14 protein-coding genes and 1 tRNA gene are annotated in these 15,457 nt (G+C 72.6%); 6 read left to right on the top strand and 9 right to left on the bottom strand.

The window, feature by feature from the left end; all coding sequences use genetic code 11:
* Window positions 1–142 precede the first annotated feature (142 nt).
* Window positions 143–1,123, top strand: coding sequence for an aldo/keto reductase (locus F7Q99_RS04400; protein WP_153460139.1), 981 nt, complete (start codon window positions 143–145; stop codon window positions 1,121–1,123).
* Between the two features lie 47 nt (window positions 1,124–1,170).
* Window positions 1,171–3,228: a helix-hairpin-helix domain-containing protein gene (locus F7Q99_RS04405; protein WP_153460140.1), complete on the top strand. Its 2,058-nt coding sequence runs from the start codon at window positions 1,171–1,173 to the stop codon at window positions 3,226–3,228.
* A gap of 67 nt (window positions 3,229–3,295) precedes the next feature.
* On the opposite strand, the gene F7Q99_RS04410 is transcribed toward F7Q99_RS04405, so the two are convergent.
* Window positions 3,296–3,901 carry a hypothetical protein gene (locus F7Q99_RS04410; RefSeq protein WP_153460141.1) on the bottom strand — a complete coding sequence of 202 codons (606 nt, stop codon included), beginning with the start codon at window positions 3,899–3,901 and terminating at the stop codon, window positions 3,296–3,298.
* A gap of 393 nt (window positions 3,902–4,294) precedes the next feature.
* Between F7Q99_RS04410 and F7Q99_RS04415 the strand changes: the two genes are divergently transcribed.
* Complete coding sequence (locus tag F7Q99_RS04415; protein WP_153460142.1) at window positions 4,295–4,504, top strand: DUF5703 family protein; 210 nt, start codon at window positions 4,295–4,297, stop codon at window positions 4,502–4,504.
* A gap of 109 nt (window positions 4,505–4,613) precedes the next feature.
* Here F7Q99_RS04415 and F7Q99_RS04420 read toward each other — a convergent pair whose 3' ends face one another.
* The 3 genes from F7Q99_RS04420 to F7Q99_RS04430 form a co-directional block, all read right to left on the bottom strand.
* The gene (locus F7Q99_RS04420; RefSeq protein WP_153460143.1) at window positions 4,614–5,504 is read right to left on the bottom strand and encodes a chaplin; all 891 of its coding nucleotides are present in this window, start codon (window positions 5,502–5,504) and stop codon (window positions 4,614–4,616) included.
* Window positions 5,505–5,771: 267 nt separating this feature from the next.
* Window positions 5,772–6,008 (bottom strand): chaplin, encoded by a 237-nt coding sequence (locus tag F7Q99_RS04425; RefSeq protein WP_407697740.1) that lies wholly within the window; start codon window positions 6,006–6,008, stop codon window positions 5,772–5,774.
* Between the two features lie 249 nt (window positions 6,009–6,257).
* Entirely contained in the window at window positions 6,258–7,589 is a 1,332-nt protein-coding gene (locus tag F7Q99_RS04430; protein ID WP_326846260.1) for a M20/M25/M40 family metallo-hydrolase, read from the bottom strand.
* 289 nt (window positions 7,590–7,878) lie between these two features.
* Here F7Q99_RS04430 and F7Q99_RS04435 point away from each other — a divergent pair.
* A tRNA-Leu gene (locus tag F7Q99_RS04435) sits at window positions 7,879–7,966 on the top strand.
* Between the two features lie 354 nt (window positions 7,967–8,320).
* Here the strand turns inward: F7Q99_RS04435 and F7Q99_RS04440 are convergent.
* From F7Q99_RS04440 to F7Q99_RS04450, 3 genes are all read right to left on the bottom strand, one after another.
* Window positions 8,321–9,703: a chloride channel protein gene (locus tag F7Q99_RS04440; protein ID WP_153460145.1), complete on the bottom strand. Its 1,383-nt coding sequence runs from the start codon at window positions 9,701–9,703 to the stop codon at window positions 8,321–8,323.
* A 137-nt stretch (window positions 9,704–9,840) separates the two neighbouring features.
* Entirely contained in the window at window positions 9,841–10,530 is a 690-nt protein-coding gene (locus tag F7Q99_RS04445) for a TetR family transcriptional regulator (RefSeq protein WP_153465795.1), read from the bottom strand.
* Window positions 10,531–10,643: 113 nt separating this feature from the next.
* Entirely contained in the window at window positions 10,644–11,795 is a 1,152-nt protein-coding gene (locus F7Q99_RS04450; RefSeq protein ID WP_153460146.1) for an acyl-CoA dehydrogenase family protein, read from the bottom strand.
* Window positions 11,796–11,988: 193 nt separating this feature from the next.
* Here F7Q99_RS04450 and F7Q99_RS04455 point away from each other — a divergent pair, with 193 nt between their 5' ends.
* The gene (locus F7Q99_RS04455) at window positions 11,989–12,423 is read left to right on the top strand and encodes a Zn-ribbon domain-containing OB-fold protein (RefSeq protein ID WP_153460147.1); all 435 of its coding nucleotides are present in this window, start codon (window positions 11,989–11,991) and stop codon (window positions 12,421–12,423) included.
* 95 nt (window positions 12,424–12,518) lie between these two features.
* Here the strand turns inward: F7Q99_RS04455 and F7Q99_RS04460 are convergent, their stop codons facing one another.
* Window positions 12,519–13,481, bottom strand: coding sequence for an electron transfer flavoprotein subunit alpha/FixB family protein (locus F7Q99_RS04460; RefSeq protein WP_153460148.1), 963 nt, complete (start codon window positions 13,479–13,481; stop codon window positions 12,519–12,521).
* 45 nt (window positions 13,482–13,526) lie between these two features.
* Window positions 13,527–14,312 (bottom strand): electron transfer flavoprotein subunit beta/FixA family protein, encoded by a 786-nt coding sequence (locus tag F7Q99_RS04465; protein ID WP_153460149.1) that lies wholly within the window; start codon window positions 14,310–14,312, stop codon window positions 13,527–13,529.
* Window positions 14,313–14,644: 332 nt separating this feature from the next.
* Between F7Q99_RS04465 and F7Q99_RS04470 the strand changes: the two genes are divergently transcribed.
* Window positions 14,645–15,406, top strand: coding sequence for a PP2C family protein-serine/threonine phosphatase (locus tag F7Q99_RS04470; protein ID WP_153460150.1), 762 nt, complete (start codon window positions 14,645–14,647; stop codon window positions 15,404–15,406).
* Window positions 15,407–15,457: the final 51 nt, after the last annotated feature.

Genomic DNA, 15,457 nt, shown 5'->3' on the forward strand with positions numbered 1-15,457 from the left:
TCTGCGGGTCTGCGCACCTGCCCGTGCACCGGCCGCTACGCTCAGCCGACGTGGGGAGCCCTCTGCGGAATCCTCTCCCCACCTGCGCGTTTAGAGGGCTACCGGGGCACCCGGGGCCACCGGCCAGTGGAGGGCCCGTCCGATGGAAAAGCGTCACCTCGGCCGTACCGGCCTACAGGTCTCCCGGCTCGGCCTCGGCACCATGACCTGGGGCCGCGACACCGACGAACACGAGGCCGCCGAGCAGCTCAAGGAGTTCGTCGACGCCGGCGGCAACCTGGTCGACACCGCCGACGTGTACGCCGACGGCGGCGCCGAGTACCTGATCTCCCGCCTCACCGACAATCTCGTCCCCCGCTCCGAACTGGTCATCGCCACCAAGGCCGGCAGCGTCCCCGACTCCGCCCGCCGCTTCGACGGCTCGCGCGGCCACCTGCTCGCCGCCCTCGACGCCTCGCTGCGCCGGCTCGGCACCGACTACGTCGACCTGTGGCAGATGCACGCCTTCGATCCGGCCACCCCCGTCGAGGAGACGCTCAGCGCCCTCGACATCGCCGTCGCCTCCGGGCGCGCCCGGTACGTCGGGATCTGCGACTTCAGCGGCTGGCAGCTCGCCAAGGCCGCCACCTGGCAGCACGCCCACCACGGGCGGACGCCGATCGCCGGGGCGCAGCTGGAGTACTCGCTGCTCCAGCGCGGCATCGAGCGCGAGGCGCTGCCCGCCGCCCTCGACACGGGGGTCGGGCTGCTCGCCTCGTCGCCGCTCGGGCGCGGGGTGCTCACCGGCAAGTACCGGCACGGCATCCCGCAGGACTCTCGCGGCGCCTCGGCCCACCTGTCCGGCTTCGTCCAGCCGTACCTCGGGGAGCGCTCGCGGCGCATCGTCGACGCCGTCGCCACCGCCGCGGACGGTCTGGCCAGCACGCCGCTCGCGGTCGCCCTCGCGTGGGTGCGGGACCGGCCCGGGGTGGCGAGTGCGCTGGTCGGGGCCCGGACGGTCGCGCAGCTGCAGGCGGCGCTGTCAGTGGAGGCCCTTACGCTTCCGGAAGAGATCCGCGGCGCGCTGGACGACATCTCGTCCCCGGTGCACCGCTACCCGGACCAGGGGTGGAGCGAGCTGTAGCCCCTTGTCCTGACGAACACGCAGTGGAGTGACCCTTGGAGCGGACGATGAGTGACACGGAGAACGGCGCTCCGGAGGAGACCTCGGCGGGCACGGCTGGCACGTCTGGCACGGCGGAACCGGTGGACAAGGCCGCGGCGATCGCCGAGCTGGCGCAGAAGATCCGAAGCGTCGGGCCGCAGTCCTCCGCGCCCGAGGGTGTTCCGGCCGCCGTTCCGGCCGCCGCGCCGGCACCGTCCGCTGCGGAGCTCGACCAGCAGCGTGCGCAGGCGCTGCGCGACACCGCCGAGGTGCTCACGGCAGGTGGCGCCCCCGCCGAGTTCGCGGCCGCCGCCGTGGCCGAGTTCGGCGACGGTGCCGCCGAACAGCTGCGCTCCGACCCGTGGGCGGTCCTCGGGCTGCCCGGCGTCCGGCCCGAGCAGGCGGACGGCTTCGCCCGTGGCCTGCTCGGCCCCGCCGCCGGCCCCGGCGACCCGCGCCGCGCCCAGGCGCTGGTGCCGTGGCTGCTGGAGCAGTCGGCGCTGCGCGGCCACTCCGCCGTCGAGATCGCCGAGATCGCGGCCGGGCTCGACCGCCTCGGGCTGCCCGACTCCGCCGCCGCGATCCAGGCGGCCGTGCTGGACGGTCGGGCGATGGCCTTCCAGGAGGAGCTGACCGGCCCCGGGGCACACGCCGCCGGGGGCGGCGACGAGGACGAGGAGCCGCCGACCCGGACGCTGCTCGCGCTGGAGCGGCTGGCGCTCGCGGAGGAGAGCCTCGCGGACGGGCTGGTCCGGCTGATGTCCACCTTCGTGCCGGGGACGGAGCCCGACGAGGCTCCCGGAGAAGGTTCCGGAGAAGGTTCCGGAGAAGGTTCCGAAGAAGGTTCCGAAGAGGCCTCCGCCGGGAACGGCGACGGGGCCGAGGCTCCTGCCGCCCCCGGCCCATCCGCATGGGCGGCCGCCGCCGAGGCCGCACCGTCGTCCTCGGCCACCGCGCTGATCAGTGCCGTCGCCGACAGCGCCCTCGTGCTGCACACCGGCGGCGAGGCGGCCCGCGCCGAGCCGGCCGCACTGCTCACCGCCGCCTCCGGCCTCGGGCTTCGCAGCTGGGCCGCCACCTGGACCGACCAGGGCCGGGACTCCTTCGCCGCCCCCGCCGGCTCCCCCACCCCCGTGGTCACGCTCGCCGAGCTGCTGTCCGGCACCGCCGGCCCCGGCCGCTCGCCCGACGGCACGCTCGCCCTGGACCTCCTCGTCGTCCTCGACGCACCGCTACTGGACGTCGAACTCGCCGCCACCGTCCTGGAGTCGCTCGCCGACGGCACCCGGCTGGTGCTCAGCGGCGACCCCGGCCAGCTCTGGTCGGCCGGCCCCGGCCGGTTCTTCGCCGACCTGCTGGCCGCCAAGGCCTGCCCGGCGGTCGCCTCCCGCACCCCCGACTTCGGCCCGATCGGCGAGCTGGTATCCGGCGTCGGCATCGGCGAGCTCCAGCAGGTCGAGGCGCCGGACAAGGAGGTGGTCATCCTGACCGCCAGGGACGGCGCCGAGGCCGTCCACCGCGCCATCCAGCTGCTCACCGACTCCATCCCCCGCGCCCTCGGCATCCCCGCCGAGCAGGTCGTCCTGCTCACCCCCGGCCACGGCGGCGCGGCCGGCACCCGGGCGCTCAACGCCGCCGCCAAGGCCCGGCTCAACCCCGGCCCCGGCCGGTTCGGCGGCTTCGACCCCGGCGACCGGGTGGTCGACTCCCCCGCCCCCGGCATCACCCGCCCGGCCCGGGTGCTCGACGGCGACGCCACCGGCCTGCACCTGGAGTACGCGGACGGCACGCACCGGACCGTCCCGCCCGCCGAGGCGGCCCGGCTGCGGCACGGATGGGCGCTGACCGTCCACCAGGCGCTCGGCCGGCGCTGGCCCGGCGCGGTGGTCGTGCTGCCGGAGGACGCCGCCCCGGCGCTCACCCGGCAGTGGGTCTACACCGCGTTCGGCCGCGGCGAGCGGCACCTGTCCGTGGTGCACGCGGCGGGCCCCGCGCTCGCCCAGGCCGTCGCCGAGCGCCCGGCGCAGCCGCGCACCACCCGCCTGCGGGCGATCCTCGCGGAGAACGCGGCCTCGGCGTACTGACGGCTCCGGACACGGAAAGCGGGCGGCCCCACGACACGTGGGGCCGCCCGCCGCGTTCCGGACCGCGTCAGTCGTCGAGGTCCTCGTCGTCGTAGACCTCGCTCACGTCGAACCGGCAGATCAGCAGCTGCGGATCGGCGTGGTCGAAGGGCTCCGGCAGCCACTCCCCCGGCTCGGTCGGCTCGGCCGCCGCGACCCAGAGCGTCGAGTCGGCCTCCTCCAGGCCGAACTCCTCACTTCGGGCGGCGATCTCGTCCGGCTCGTACTCGCCGAACAGCACGCCGATCGCGGCGTTCACCCCGCTCGCGCCGGCGCCGCCCGGGGTCAACGACGCATCGAGCCGCTCGGCCTGGGCGCGCAGCCGCTGGGGATCGGCGACGTGGTAGTCGCGGCGGATCAGCACGCTGATCGCCTCGGGCTGGTCGGGGCCGTGGTAGCCCCCGGGGCCCTCGTCCCCGGGGACCTCGAACGGGGTGACCTCGTCGTAGGCCTCGTACAGGAGTTGGTCGTAGGCGATGGCCGCCGTCGCGAGCTGCTCGTAGGCGGCGGACACAGCGGGATCATCCGCTGCGCTGGGGCTTGACACCGCTTCCAGATGACGGTCGATGGCGGCCTTGACCGCCTCGGCGGCGGCGCGTACCTCGGCAATGGTGGGCTGCGCGGCATCAGACATGGTGCAGACGCTATCTCCCCGCGGTGTCGGTACGCACAGCGGTTGTCACCTACACCCGCGATTTCACCGCAACTTCCCCCCTGATGTCCGATCCAGGCGGTTCTGTCCCCGCGCGGACCCGGCGCGCGAGGCGCGCGGAGGGGGTGGCCCGACCGTCCGGCGACCGCTTGGTGCGCCCGGATCGGGGTATCCCGTCCACACGAGCAACAGAACTGATGAACTGTCAGAGACGTGTCCGGTCCGTCCTGGCTCGCCGACCGCTCACGGCGGCTCTCGATGCGGTTCGGTCGCTCTCCGTGGCTCCCGGGGCGGGGAGGACGGCCGGAAATACCCGGGCCCACCGTCCGTGGCAGGCCGTAGGCTTGCGTGCAGGTGATCCTCAGGAGGAGCGTTTTGACCCCACCGAAGCCGGTCCGGCAGCCGGAGTACGAGTACCAGTCCCTTCGCATGCCACGCGGCACCACCCGCAACGCGGCGCGCCAACTGCTCACCGAGCACGCCGAGTACGGGCACTGGGAGCTCGACCGGCTGAGGCTGTTCCCGGACGGGAGCCGGACGGTCCGGCTGCGGCGGCGGATCATCCGGCAGATCCGGAACTGGTGACGGGCCGACCCGCCCGTCCCGGTGCGGGAATTCGCGCCGAAAGCGCACGCGCCCGCGGCCGTCCGTTCATCCGGAGGCCGCGGGCGCGTTCCGTTCCCTGGGCGACCGCTCAGCGGGCGCCGGCGCGGGCGCGGCGGTAGAGCACGCCGCCACCGAGCAGCAGCGCGAGACCGGCGGCGCCGAGCATCTCGACGTCACCCGCGCCGGTGGAGGCCAGCTGGCCGCCCGCCGCGTCGGTGGCCGCGCTCCCGCTGCGGGTGGAGGCCGGGACGGCGTGGCTGCTTGGGCCGCCGTTGTCGGAGGCCCGAGCGGCCGGGGTGGAGGCGGTCGGCGTGGTGCCGGTGGTCGGGTCGGAGGTACGGCCGCCGACCGTGGTGGGCTCGCCGTTGGTCCGCGGCGGGGTGGAAGGCGGCGTGGACGGCGAGGTGGACGGCGGCACCGAGGTGTGGTTGTCCTCGGGGCAGTCGTCGGTCGGCCGGGTGCTCGGGGCCGGCGGCGCGACGTTGCCGCAGGCGTCGCCGACGGGCACGTTGCCGAGGCCCACGACGTTCACGGAGTTTCCGCAGACGTTGACCGGGACGTGCGCGGGGGCCTGGATGCTGTTGCCGGAGGCCACCCCGGGCGAGTCGGCCGCGACGCCGGAGGCCGACGCCCCGGAGGCGGACGAGCCGTTGGCGGTACCGCTGTCGCCGCTGCTCGCGGTGCCGCTGCTGCCGGAGGCGCTGCTTCCGGTGCCGCTGCCGCCCGTTCCCGAGTGGCCGTTGACGCCGGCACAGCTGTTGCCGTGGGACGTGTTGAGCAGGCCGATCACGTCGACGGTGTTGCCGCACACGTTGATCGGCACCTCGAGCGGCGCCTGCACCTGGTTGCCGGAGACGACGCCCGACGAACCGGTGGTGGTCCCCTGCGCATCGGCCGCGTAGGCGTAGCCGGCGGTCGAGGCCAGGACACTGCCGGTGGCCACGGCCGTGAGGATCCCCTTCTTGGCTACATTCCTCATGTATTCCCCTGAGATTTCGAGACGACGTGACGACCTTACGAAAGTCGGAATTTCCGAATATCCAGCAAGGTCCTCGACTGCACAGGTCTCAACGACTCAGCCGGGCGGAGGTTGAGCCGAGCGAACCGGCTTCACCCGATCGAGCGACGCCGGGCACATCGCCGGACACGCCGCTCCGCATGCCGCACGCACGCTCGCGGCACGTCGCCGGACATGCAAATGCCCCCGGCAGCGGTGTTTCCGCCACCGGGGGCCAAGCGTTCAGCCTCAGCCGCAGTGGTTGCCGAACACCGGGTTCAGCATGCCGATCACGCTGACGGTGTTGTTGCAGACGTTGACCGGGATGTTCACCGGAACCTGGACCTGGTTGCCCGAGACGACACCCGGGGAGCCGGCGGTCACACCCTGGGCATCGGCACCGCCGTGAGCGGACGCGACACCGGCGGCTGCGAGCACCAGGCCGCTCGTGGCGGCGGCGACGGCGGCGATCTTCTTGACCTTCATCATTCCTCCTGTATGTACAACGCAGCTCGTTCGGCGGGCTGCACTGGAATGAACGAGGGTGTGGCAAACGGGGTACGGAACAGATTTGCCATTCACCCGCAACGGTGATGCCTCGTACAGACGATCGACGCCTAATCTCGTGCGGAATCGTTTCTGTCGATCTCTCCCGCCCTGTCCATAATCATCAGCTCGGACAATGCGGACGGCCCGCCCCCGGGCATCCCGGGAACGGGCCGTCGGCGCGTGTGCTCAGCAGGCGTCGATGAAGCGATCCAGCACGCGCACGCCGAACTTCAGGCCGTCGACCGGCACCCGCTCGTCCACCCCGTGGAACATCCCGGCGAAGTCCAGCTCCGGCGGCAGCTGGAGCGGCGCGAAGCCGAAGCAGCGGATCCCGAGGTCCTGGAACGACTTGGCGTCCGTCCCGCCCGACAGGCAGTACGGCACCGCGCGGGCGATCGGGTCCTCCGCCCGCAGTGCCGTCTGCATCGCCTCGACCAGCGCGCCGTCGAAGCTGGTCTCGATCGCGCGGTCCGAGTGCAGGCTCTCCCGCTTCACGCGCGGGCCGAGCACGCTGTCCAGCTCGGCCAGGAACTCCTCCTCGTAGCCGGGCAGGAAGCGCCCGTCCACGTGCGCGGTGGCCTGACCGGGGATCACGTTCACCTTGTAGCCGGCGCCGAGCATGGTCGGCTGCGCGGTGTTGCGCAGCGTGGTGCCGATCATCTTGGCGATGCCGCCGAGCACCCGCAGCGTCTCGTCCATGTTCTCCGGGTCCAGCTCGACCCCGAGCGCGTCCGACAGCTCGTCCAGGAACGCCCGGACGGTCTTGGTGATCCGAAGCGGGAAGTTGTGCCGTCCCAGCCGGGCGACCGCCTCGCACAGCTCGGTGATGGCGTTGTCGTCGTTCTCCATCGAGCCGTGCCCGGCGCGCCCCTCGACGGTCAGGCGCATCCAGTGCATGCCCTTCTCGGCCGTCTCCACCAGATAGAGCCGGACCTGGTCGTTGACCGTGAAGGAGAAGCCGCCGACCTCGCCGATGCCCTCGGTCACGCCCTCGAACAGCTCCGGGTGCTTGTCCACCAGGAACCGCGCCCCGTGCGTGCCGCCCGCCTCCTCGTCCGCGAGGAAGGCCAGCACGAGGTCGCGCGGGGGCTTGCGCCCGGTGCGCAGGCGGTCGCGGACCACGGCGAGGGTCATCGCGTCCATGTCCTTCATGTCCACCGCGCCGCGCCCCCAGACGCAGCCGTCCGCGATCTCCCCGCCGAACGGGTCGTACGTCCAGTCCGCGGCGTTGGCCGGCACCACGTCGGTGTGGCCGTGGATCAGCAGGCCCGGGCGGGACCGGTCCTCGCCCTCGATCCGGACCACGGTCGAGGCCCGCCCCCTGGTCGACTCGAAGATCTGCGGCTCGACCCCGAACTCGGCGAGCTGCTCGGCCACGTACTCGGCCGCCCTGCGCTCCCCCGGGCCGGAGCCGTCACCGTAGTTGCTGGTGTCGATCCGGATCAGATCACGACAGATCCCGGCGACCTCCGACTCAGCCGTCACCTTCGACGCCGCCGACTCGCTCCGCTCGCTCACGGTCACTCCTCGTCTCTGGCCCGCACCGGCGCACCAGCGCGCCACCCCCAGGACCTCACCCGGGCCGTACGAGCACGTCCGCTCATCCTCCCCCCAGCCGCCACCCGGATCCACCCCCCGCACCGGCCCGAAACCCCCTGGTCACGCCCCCGTCGCACACCACCCCTTGCCCCCGCCACCGCCCTGCTCCCCCACCCGGAGCCGTTTTGGGACCCCAAGCCGATCTTTGCTACAGTTACATCTGTCAGCGCGGCCGACGGAAGATCGAAAGCCGCAAAGGCAACACCCCGTCCGGGTGGCGGAATGGCAGACGCGCTAGCTTGAGGTGCTAGTGCCCTTTATCGGGCGTGGGGGTTCAAGTCCCCCCTCGGACACCAGCCATTCGCCGACATCGTCGGCGAGGAAGTGCGGGTCAGGAGCAATCCTGGCCCGCACTTCGCGTTGTACGTGATCGTGCGGGAGCAGCCGAACCGGACACCAAGGGGTGGATCATTCCGGCTCGCCAACGTCACCGGCGGACTGGTTCCGCCGCACACCAACGCGCTGCCGACGACAGCGGAGCTCCAGCTGTCGCCCTGCAATCTCGCTTATCAGATACCGGCGTTGACCAATGGCCAGACACAGGTGAGGGTATCCGCAGACGGCGACACTTCGGGTCCGATCGACGGAATCCAGTCGGCTCCTGACGCCTCGCCGCCTGGTAGCCGCCGAAGACCGACCGGCGACCCGGGTCAGCCGACCTCGGCTGCCGTGCGGTCCGACGGTACGGGGGCGCGCCCGGCCCGGCTGCGGAGCAGCTCGCCGGTGATGAAGGCCGTCACGGCGGCGACGATCAGCAGGGGCATCGCGTTCGCCGCCTCCCCGCCCAGCAGGGCCGTTGCCAGTACCGTGCTGCTGAGCGGCAGGCGGGTGACGGCGGCGGCGGAGGCGGCCAGTCCGGCGGCCAGGGCGGACGCGGTGCCGAAGCCGGGCAGCGGCGCGCAGGCCACGCCGAGGGCGGCGCCGAGCAGGATCGCCGGGAAGATCGGTCCACCGCGCAGGCTGCCCAGCGCGATGCCCCAGCCGACTCCCTTGCACAGCACCAGCGCGAGCAGCGCACCGATCGGCCAGGCCGCCGGGTCGGCTGCCAGCGTGCTCAGGGTGGCCTGCCCGGAGAGCGCGGCCTCCTCGGGCGAGCGGCCGGTGAGCAGCGCGTACGCGGTGAGGCAGGCACCGACCGCGACCGCGCACAGCACCGTCCGGACGGCCGTCTGCCGGGCGGTCGGCCGCGGCCGGGGCCCGTCCGGGTCGCCCGTGGTGTACGCCTTGACCCGCCGGCCGAACGTCTGTCCGGCCACGGAGACCACGGCGATCGTGACGGCCAGCGGGATGCCCCAGAGGAAGTCGCCGGGGTCGGGGATGCCGGTCTTCGGGACGGAGGGCAGCGCGAGCGCGCCGATCGACAGCCCGGTCCAGTGGCCGAAGCCGGTGAAGACCAGCGCGCCGACGCCACTGGCGAGAAGGCACGGCAGGATCAGCGCGACCAGCCGCGGGCCGCCCAGCCCGGCCGCCTCGATCATCATCACGCCGGCGACCAGCGGGCTGCCGAAGATGGTGGAGATCGCCGCCGCCGAGCCAGCCGTGCCCAACACCCGCACCAGCTGGGGTTGTTCGGTCCTCCGGGCGGAGCGGACCGCGAGCAGTGCGAGGCCGCTGCCCATCGCCATCAGCGGCGCCTCCGGGCCGAGCACCACACCGAGCGGCAGACCGGCGAGCGCGGCGAGCACCACGCCGGGGACGTCCCGCGGCAGGCTGGGCCCGCCGCCGAACCCGACCACCGGGATGTGCCCGCCGTGCCCGGGCAGCCGGGTGACGACCGGGGCGAGCAGCAGTCCGGCCAGCAGGAGGGCGGGCATCGGCCACCACCAGGGGGCGCGGCTGAACCCGGCGGCGTCCGGCAGGCTCTCCCAGACCCAGTGCTGGAGCTGGTGTTCCAGGCTGACGAACCCGAAGGCGGCCAGCGAGACCGGGATGCCGACCAGCGCCGCGATCAGCAGCAGGCCGAAGTATCCCTTCCGCAGCAGCACCTCGTGCAGCGTCGGACCACCGCTCTGCTGCTGGGGCGTCCCCGGCATGGCCGCTCCTTCGCGCTCCCGGGGCCGCCCGGCCCCGTCCTGCGACCGAGTCTGGCCGGGGGCACGGCGCCCGGCACGGCGCCCGGGCCGTCAACCACGCAGCGCGGGAGACGGATTGAGCCGTCCGGGTGGGGCGGCTAGACCTTCCGGGACTCCCCCAGCGCGCTCTCGATGCCCTGGACCATCCGCCACAGCGGCGCCCGGCGGCTGGCGACCAGCACGACCACCTCGTCCGCCCCGGGCTCGCCGCCGTCCGCGGCGCCCTCGGCCGGGCGGTCGCTCCACGTCCCGGTGACGAAGGCCATGGCGCTTTCCACCTCGGCCACCCAGTCGCTCTCCCCGCCCGACCGCAGCCAGGTGCGCAGGGCGTGGTTGTGCGCGGCGACCACGGCGGCGGCGATCACGTCGGCGCGCAGCGCGCCGTCCGGGCGGTCGGCGAACCGGCCGCGCAGGTAGTGCGCGAGGGTGTGCTCGTAGCGCCAGACCACCGACAGCTCGTACGCGCGCAGGCCGGGCACCTTGCGGGTGAGCCGGTAGCGCTGGACGGAGAAGGACGGCTGCTCGGCGTACATCCGCAGGACCAGGCGGGCGGCGTCGCTGGCGTGCTTGACCGGGTCCTCCTCGCCGGTGCCGGACTCCAGGAACTCCGTCATGTCGGCGAGGCCGCGCTCGTGGTCGGGGAAGACCACGTCCTCCTTGGCCGGGAAGTAGCGGAAGAAGGAGCGCCGGCCGACTCCGGCGAGGGAGACGATGTCGTCGATGGTGGTCTGTTCGAAGCCGCGCTCCAGGAAGAGCTCGAAGGCCGCGGCGACCAGCGCCTCGCGCATCGCCGGTTTCGAGGGACCGTCGTTCATGGGCAGGTCCTGCTCTTCCTTCTCGCTCATTCCCGGAACATAGCATCGGCCCCGAACGGCCGGCCCGGCCGTTCGGGGCGCCGGACCTACGGCAGGTTGCGGGCCATGACGATGCGCTGGACCTGGTTGGTGCCCTCGTAGATCTGCGTGATCTTCGCGTCCCGCATCATCCGCTCCACCGGGTAGTCCCGCGTGTACCCGTACCCGCCGAGCAGCTGCACCGCGTCCGTGGTGATCTCCATCGCCGCGTCCGACGCGAAGCACTTCGCCGCCGCACCGAAGAACGTCAGATCCGCGTCCCCGCGCTGCGACTTCGCCGCCGCCGCGTACGTCAGCTGCCGCGCCGCCTCCAGCTTCATCGCCATGTCCGCCAGCATGAACTGGACGCCCTGGAACTCCGCGATCGCCTTCCCGAACTGCTTGCGCTCCTGGACATACCCCTTCGCGTAGTCCAGCGCACCCTGCGCGATACCGATCGCCTGCGCCGCGATCGTCACCCGCGTGTGGTCCAGCGTCCGCATCGCCGTCGCGAAACCGGTGCCCTCCGCCCCGATCATCCGATCCGCCGGAATCCGCACGTTGTCGAAGTACACCTCACGCGTCGGCGACCCCTTGATCCCCAGCTTCTTCTCCGGAGCACCGAACGACACACCCTCGTCGCCCTTCTCCACCACGAACGCCGAGATCCCCTTCGACCGCATCGAAGGATCCGTCACCGCCATCACCGTGTAGAACTCCGACACACCCGCATTGGTGATCCAGCGCTTCACACCGTTCAGCACCCAGAAGTCCCCGTCCCGCACCGCCCGGGTCTTCATCCCCGCCGCGTCCGAGCCCGCCTCCGGCTCCGACAGGCAGTACGAGAACATCCCCTCCCCGCGCGCCAGAGCCCCCAGGTACTTCGCCTTCAGCTCCTCCGAGCCCGACAGCTGCACCGGCAGCGACCCCAGCTTGTTCACCGCCGGGATCAGCGACGAGGACGCGCACACCCGCGCGACCTCCTCGATCACGATCACCGTCGCCAGCGCGTCCGCCCCCGCACCGCCGTACTCCTCCGGCACGTGCACCGCGTGCAGGTCGTTGCCCTGCAGCGCGTCCAGCGCCTCCTGCGGGAACCGCCCCTGCTCGTCCACCTCCGCCGCGAACGGAGCGATCTTCGCCTCGGCCAGCCCGCGCACCGCCTCACGGAGCATCTCGTGCTCCTCGGAGACACGGAAGAGATCGAAGTCCTGGCTCATGATCGGCACTCCTGTTTCGCGGCGGTACTGACGGTACTCAGTACCCTTCATTATGCATGCGTGCAGCAAAAAGGGAACTCAGTGCCTTCACATGGCGGCACTGAGTTCCCTATCCTTTTTCTGCCGAGCTCCGCCGCCCGCCGCGCCGGGCTTCGGCCGAACGAGTCCGGTCCGAGTGCAGGGAGATGACAGCGTGGTCCACTCAGCCATCGACACCGAAACCGAGAGCACCACGCTGTACTTCCAGCGCTGTACGTGGTGCGGCAACCCCACCTTCCAGCGGCTGCTCTGCCCCACCTGCGGCTCCACCGACCTGCGGCTGGAGCCCAGCGAGGGCACCGGCGTGGTGCGGCGCTGCGCGGTCGAGCAGGCCAGGACGCCGCTGGCTCGCCAGAAGTCGCTGATCCGGATGGCCGAGGGCTTCGACGTGTGGTGCATCGTCGACGGGCTGCGAAGCACCGTGCCGGTGGGCACCAGGGTCCGTCTGCTGTCCTCCCCCGACTCCGAGCACCCGGAGCTGCGGCTGCTGCCGGTGGAGGAGCCGCAGCCGGTCCAGCCCGCCGAGCCGCGCCCGCTGCCGCCGACCCAGGGCGGCTTCACGCAGCACCTCGCGGCCTTCGCGGAATAGCGTCGCGGAGCACCGTCCCAGAGCAGCACGAGAAACGCCGGAGGGCGTGGCACCGGGTACCCGGTGCCACGCCCTCACTGTCTGCTCGGGGCGGATCAGCCCTTGCGGGTCTTCACCTCGGCGGTGAGCTGCGGGAGGACGGCGAAGAGGTCGCCGACCACGCCGTAGTCCGCCAGCTCGAAGATCGGGGCCTCGGGGTCCTTGTTGACGGCCACGATGGTCTTCGAGGTCTGCATGCCGGCCCGGTGCTGGATGGCGCCCGAGATGCCGTTGGCCACGTAGAGCTGCGGCGAGACCTGCTTGCCGGTCTGGCCGACCTGGTTGCTGTGCGGGTACCAGCCGGCGTCGACGGCGGCACGCGAGGCGCCGACGGCCGCGCCCAGCGCGTCCGCGAGCTCCTCGACGACGCCGAAGCCGGCGGCCTCGCCGACGCCGCGGCCACCGGAGACCACGATGGCGGCCTCGGTCAGCTCCGGGCGGCCCGAGGACACGCGCGGGGTGCGCGAGGTGACCTTGGCGGCGTTGCCGGTGAAGGCGACGGTGACGTTCTCCACCGCGCCGGCGGCCGGGGCGGCCTCGGGGGCGACGGCGTTCGGCTTGACGGTGATGACCGGCACGCCCTTGCCGACGCGCGAGTCGACGGTGAACGAGGCGGCGAACACCGACTGGGTGGCGACCGGGCCCTCGGCGCCGGCGCGGACGTCCACCGCGTCGGTGATGATGCCGGAGCCGAGGCGCAGCGCCACGCGGGCGGCGACCTCCTTGCCCTCGCCGGAGGACGTGACCAGCACGGCGGCCGGGGAGGCGGCCTGTGCGATCTGGGTCAGGGCGTCCACCTTGGGGACGACCAGCTGGTCGGTGAACTCGGCGCCGTCGGCGACGTACACCTTCGCCGCGCCGTACTCGCCGGCCTTGGCGGCGATGTCGGCGGCGGCGGCACCGGCGCCCAGGACGACGGCGGACGGCTCGCCGATGCGGCGGGCCAGGGTCAGCAGCTCCAGGGCCGGCTTGCGGACCACACCGTCGGCGTGGTCCACCAGAACGAGAATCTCAGCCATTGCTCAATGTCTCCGTGTTTCGCTGGGTCGGGGGGTGGGGGCGGCTCAGATGAACTTCTGGTCCGCGAGGAACGCGGCGAGCTGCTTGCCGCCCTCGCCCTCGTCCTTGACGACCGTGCCCGCGGTGCGCGCCGGACGCGCCGCCACGGCCTCGACCGCCGTCCACGCACCGGCCAGACCGACCTCGTCGGCCTCGATGCCCAGGTCGTCTAGGTCCAGCGACTCCACCGGCTTCTTCTTCGCCGCCATGATCCCCTTGAACGACGGGTAGCGGGCCTCACCCGACTGGTCCGTCACCGAGACCACGGCCGGCAGCGCCGCCTCGACCAGCTCGGTCGCCGCGTCACCGTCGCGACGGCCCTTGACCACACCGCCCTCGACCGACACCTCGGACAGCAGCGTCACCTGCGGCACGCCCAGACGCTCCGCCAGCAGCGCCGGCAGCACACCCATCGAACCGTCCGTCGACGCCATGCCACCGATCACCAGGTCGAACCCGGTCCGCTCCAGCGCCTTCGCCAGGATCGCCGACGTCCCGATCACGTCCGAACCGTGGATGTCGTCGTCGTTCACGTGCACGGCCTTGTCCGCACCCATCGACAGCGCCTTGCGCAGCGCGTCCTTCGCGTCGTCCGGCCCGACCGTCAGCACCGTCACCTCGGCGCCCTCGTTCGCCTCCGCGATCCGCAGCGCCTGCTCCACGCCGTACTCGTCCAGCTCCGACAGAAGGCCGTCCACGCCCTCCCGGTCGGTGGTGTGGTCGTCCGCGAACCGACGGTCACCCGTCGCATCCGGCACGTACTTCACACAGACGACGATCCTCAAGCTCATGAGCGGTTCTCCTGTCACGGGTGCACTGGATCCTTGGCCTCAGGTCATGCCGAGGGTACTGAGTGCCAGGTTCGGCCCGGCCGCGCCATGCGCGCCGCAGGCGCCACCTGGACCGGCATACCGTGTCGGCTCTCTTCGACTGGCGTCAGAGGCTCCACCGAGAGAATACGGCACTCAGTACCCCTGGTAAAGGAACTCAGTACCCTTCCCGGTTCCGGCGGGTCCGGACGGACCACGACGTGTGGACGAGGCGGGCCGCCGGGCCGGAATTCGCGCCCGCCCGTTCGCGCCGACAATGGAAGCGAGGAGAGCTCCCGAAAGGCGGCGAGCCGATGGCGCCGTACATCGCGGTGAGCGCGCTGAGCCACGAGGGCCTGGTGCGCGAGCACAACGAGGACAGCCTGACGGTCGGGCCGTGGACGCTCTGTGCGACCGTGACCACCAATCCGCAGACCCTGCTCTTCCCGCTCGGCCCGCCCTGCGTGGTCGCGGTCGCCGACGGTCTGGGCGGCCATCCCGGCGGCGAGGTGGCCAGCGCCCTGGTGGCCCGGCGGCTCGCCGCGGACGGGCCCGGGCTGGACGGCGAGGAGGCCGTCCGGGCCGAACTCCAGGACTGCAACCACGCGGTGTACGCGGCCGCCGCCGAGGCTCCGGAGCTGGCCGCGATGGGCACCACGGTGGCCGGCCTGGTGCTGCTGCCCGAGCAGGTGGTGGCCTTCAACGTGGGCGACAGCCGGGTCTACCGGGTCACCGCGGAGGGGCTGAGCCGGGTGAGCGTGGACGACAGTCCGCCGCTGCCGCCCGGCCGGCGCGTCACCTCGATGGTCACCCAGACGCTGGGCGGCTCGCTCGGGTTGACCTTCGTCGAGCCGCACGTGCGCGCCACGCCACTGGCGGCCGGCGACCGCTACCTGGTGTGCAGCGACGGCCTGACCGATCCGGTGCCGGAGGACGAACTGGCCGCTCTGCTGGCCCGATCGGACGAGGGCGAGGAGCAGGCGGACGGCAAGGCCGCCTTCGAACTGTGGAAGGCCGCGATCGAGGCCGGCGGGCCGGACAACATCACCCTGGCACTGGTGCGGATCGGCGGATGAGCCCGGGGCACGGGCGCGCCCCGGGCTCATCCGGTCGGCCCGGACGGCCTC

Source organism: Streptomyces kaniharaensis (assembly GCF_009569385.1).
In the GTDB taxonomy this organism is placed as follows: domain Bacteria; phylum Actinomycetota; class Actinomycetes; order Streptomycetales; family Streptomycetaceae; genus Kitasatospora; species Kitasatospora kaniharaensis.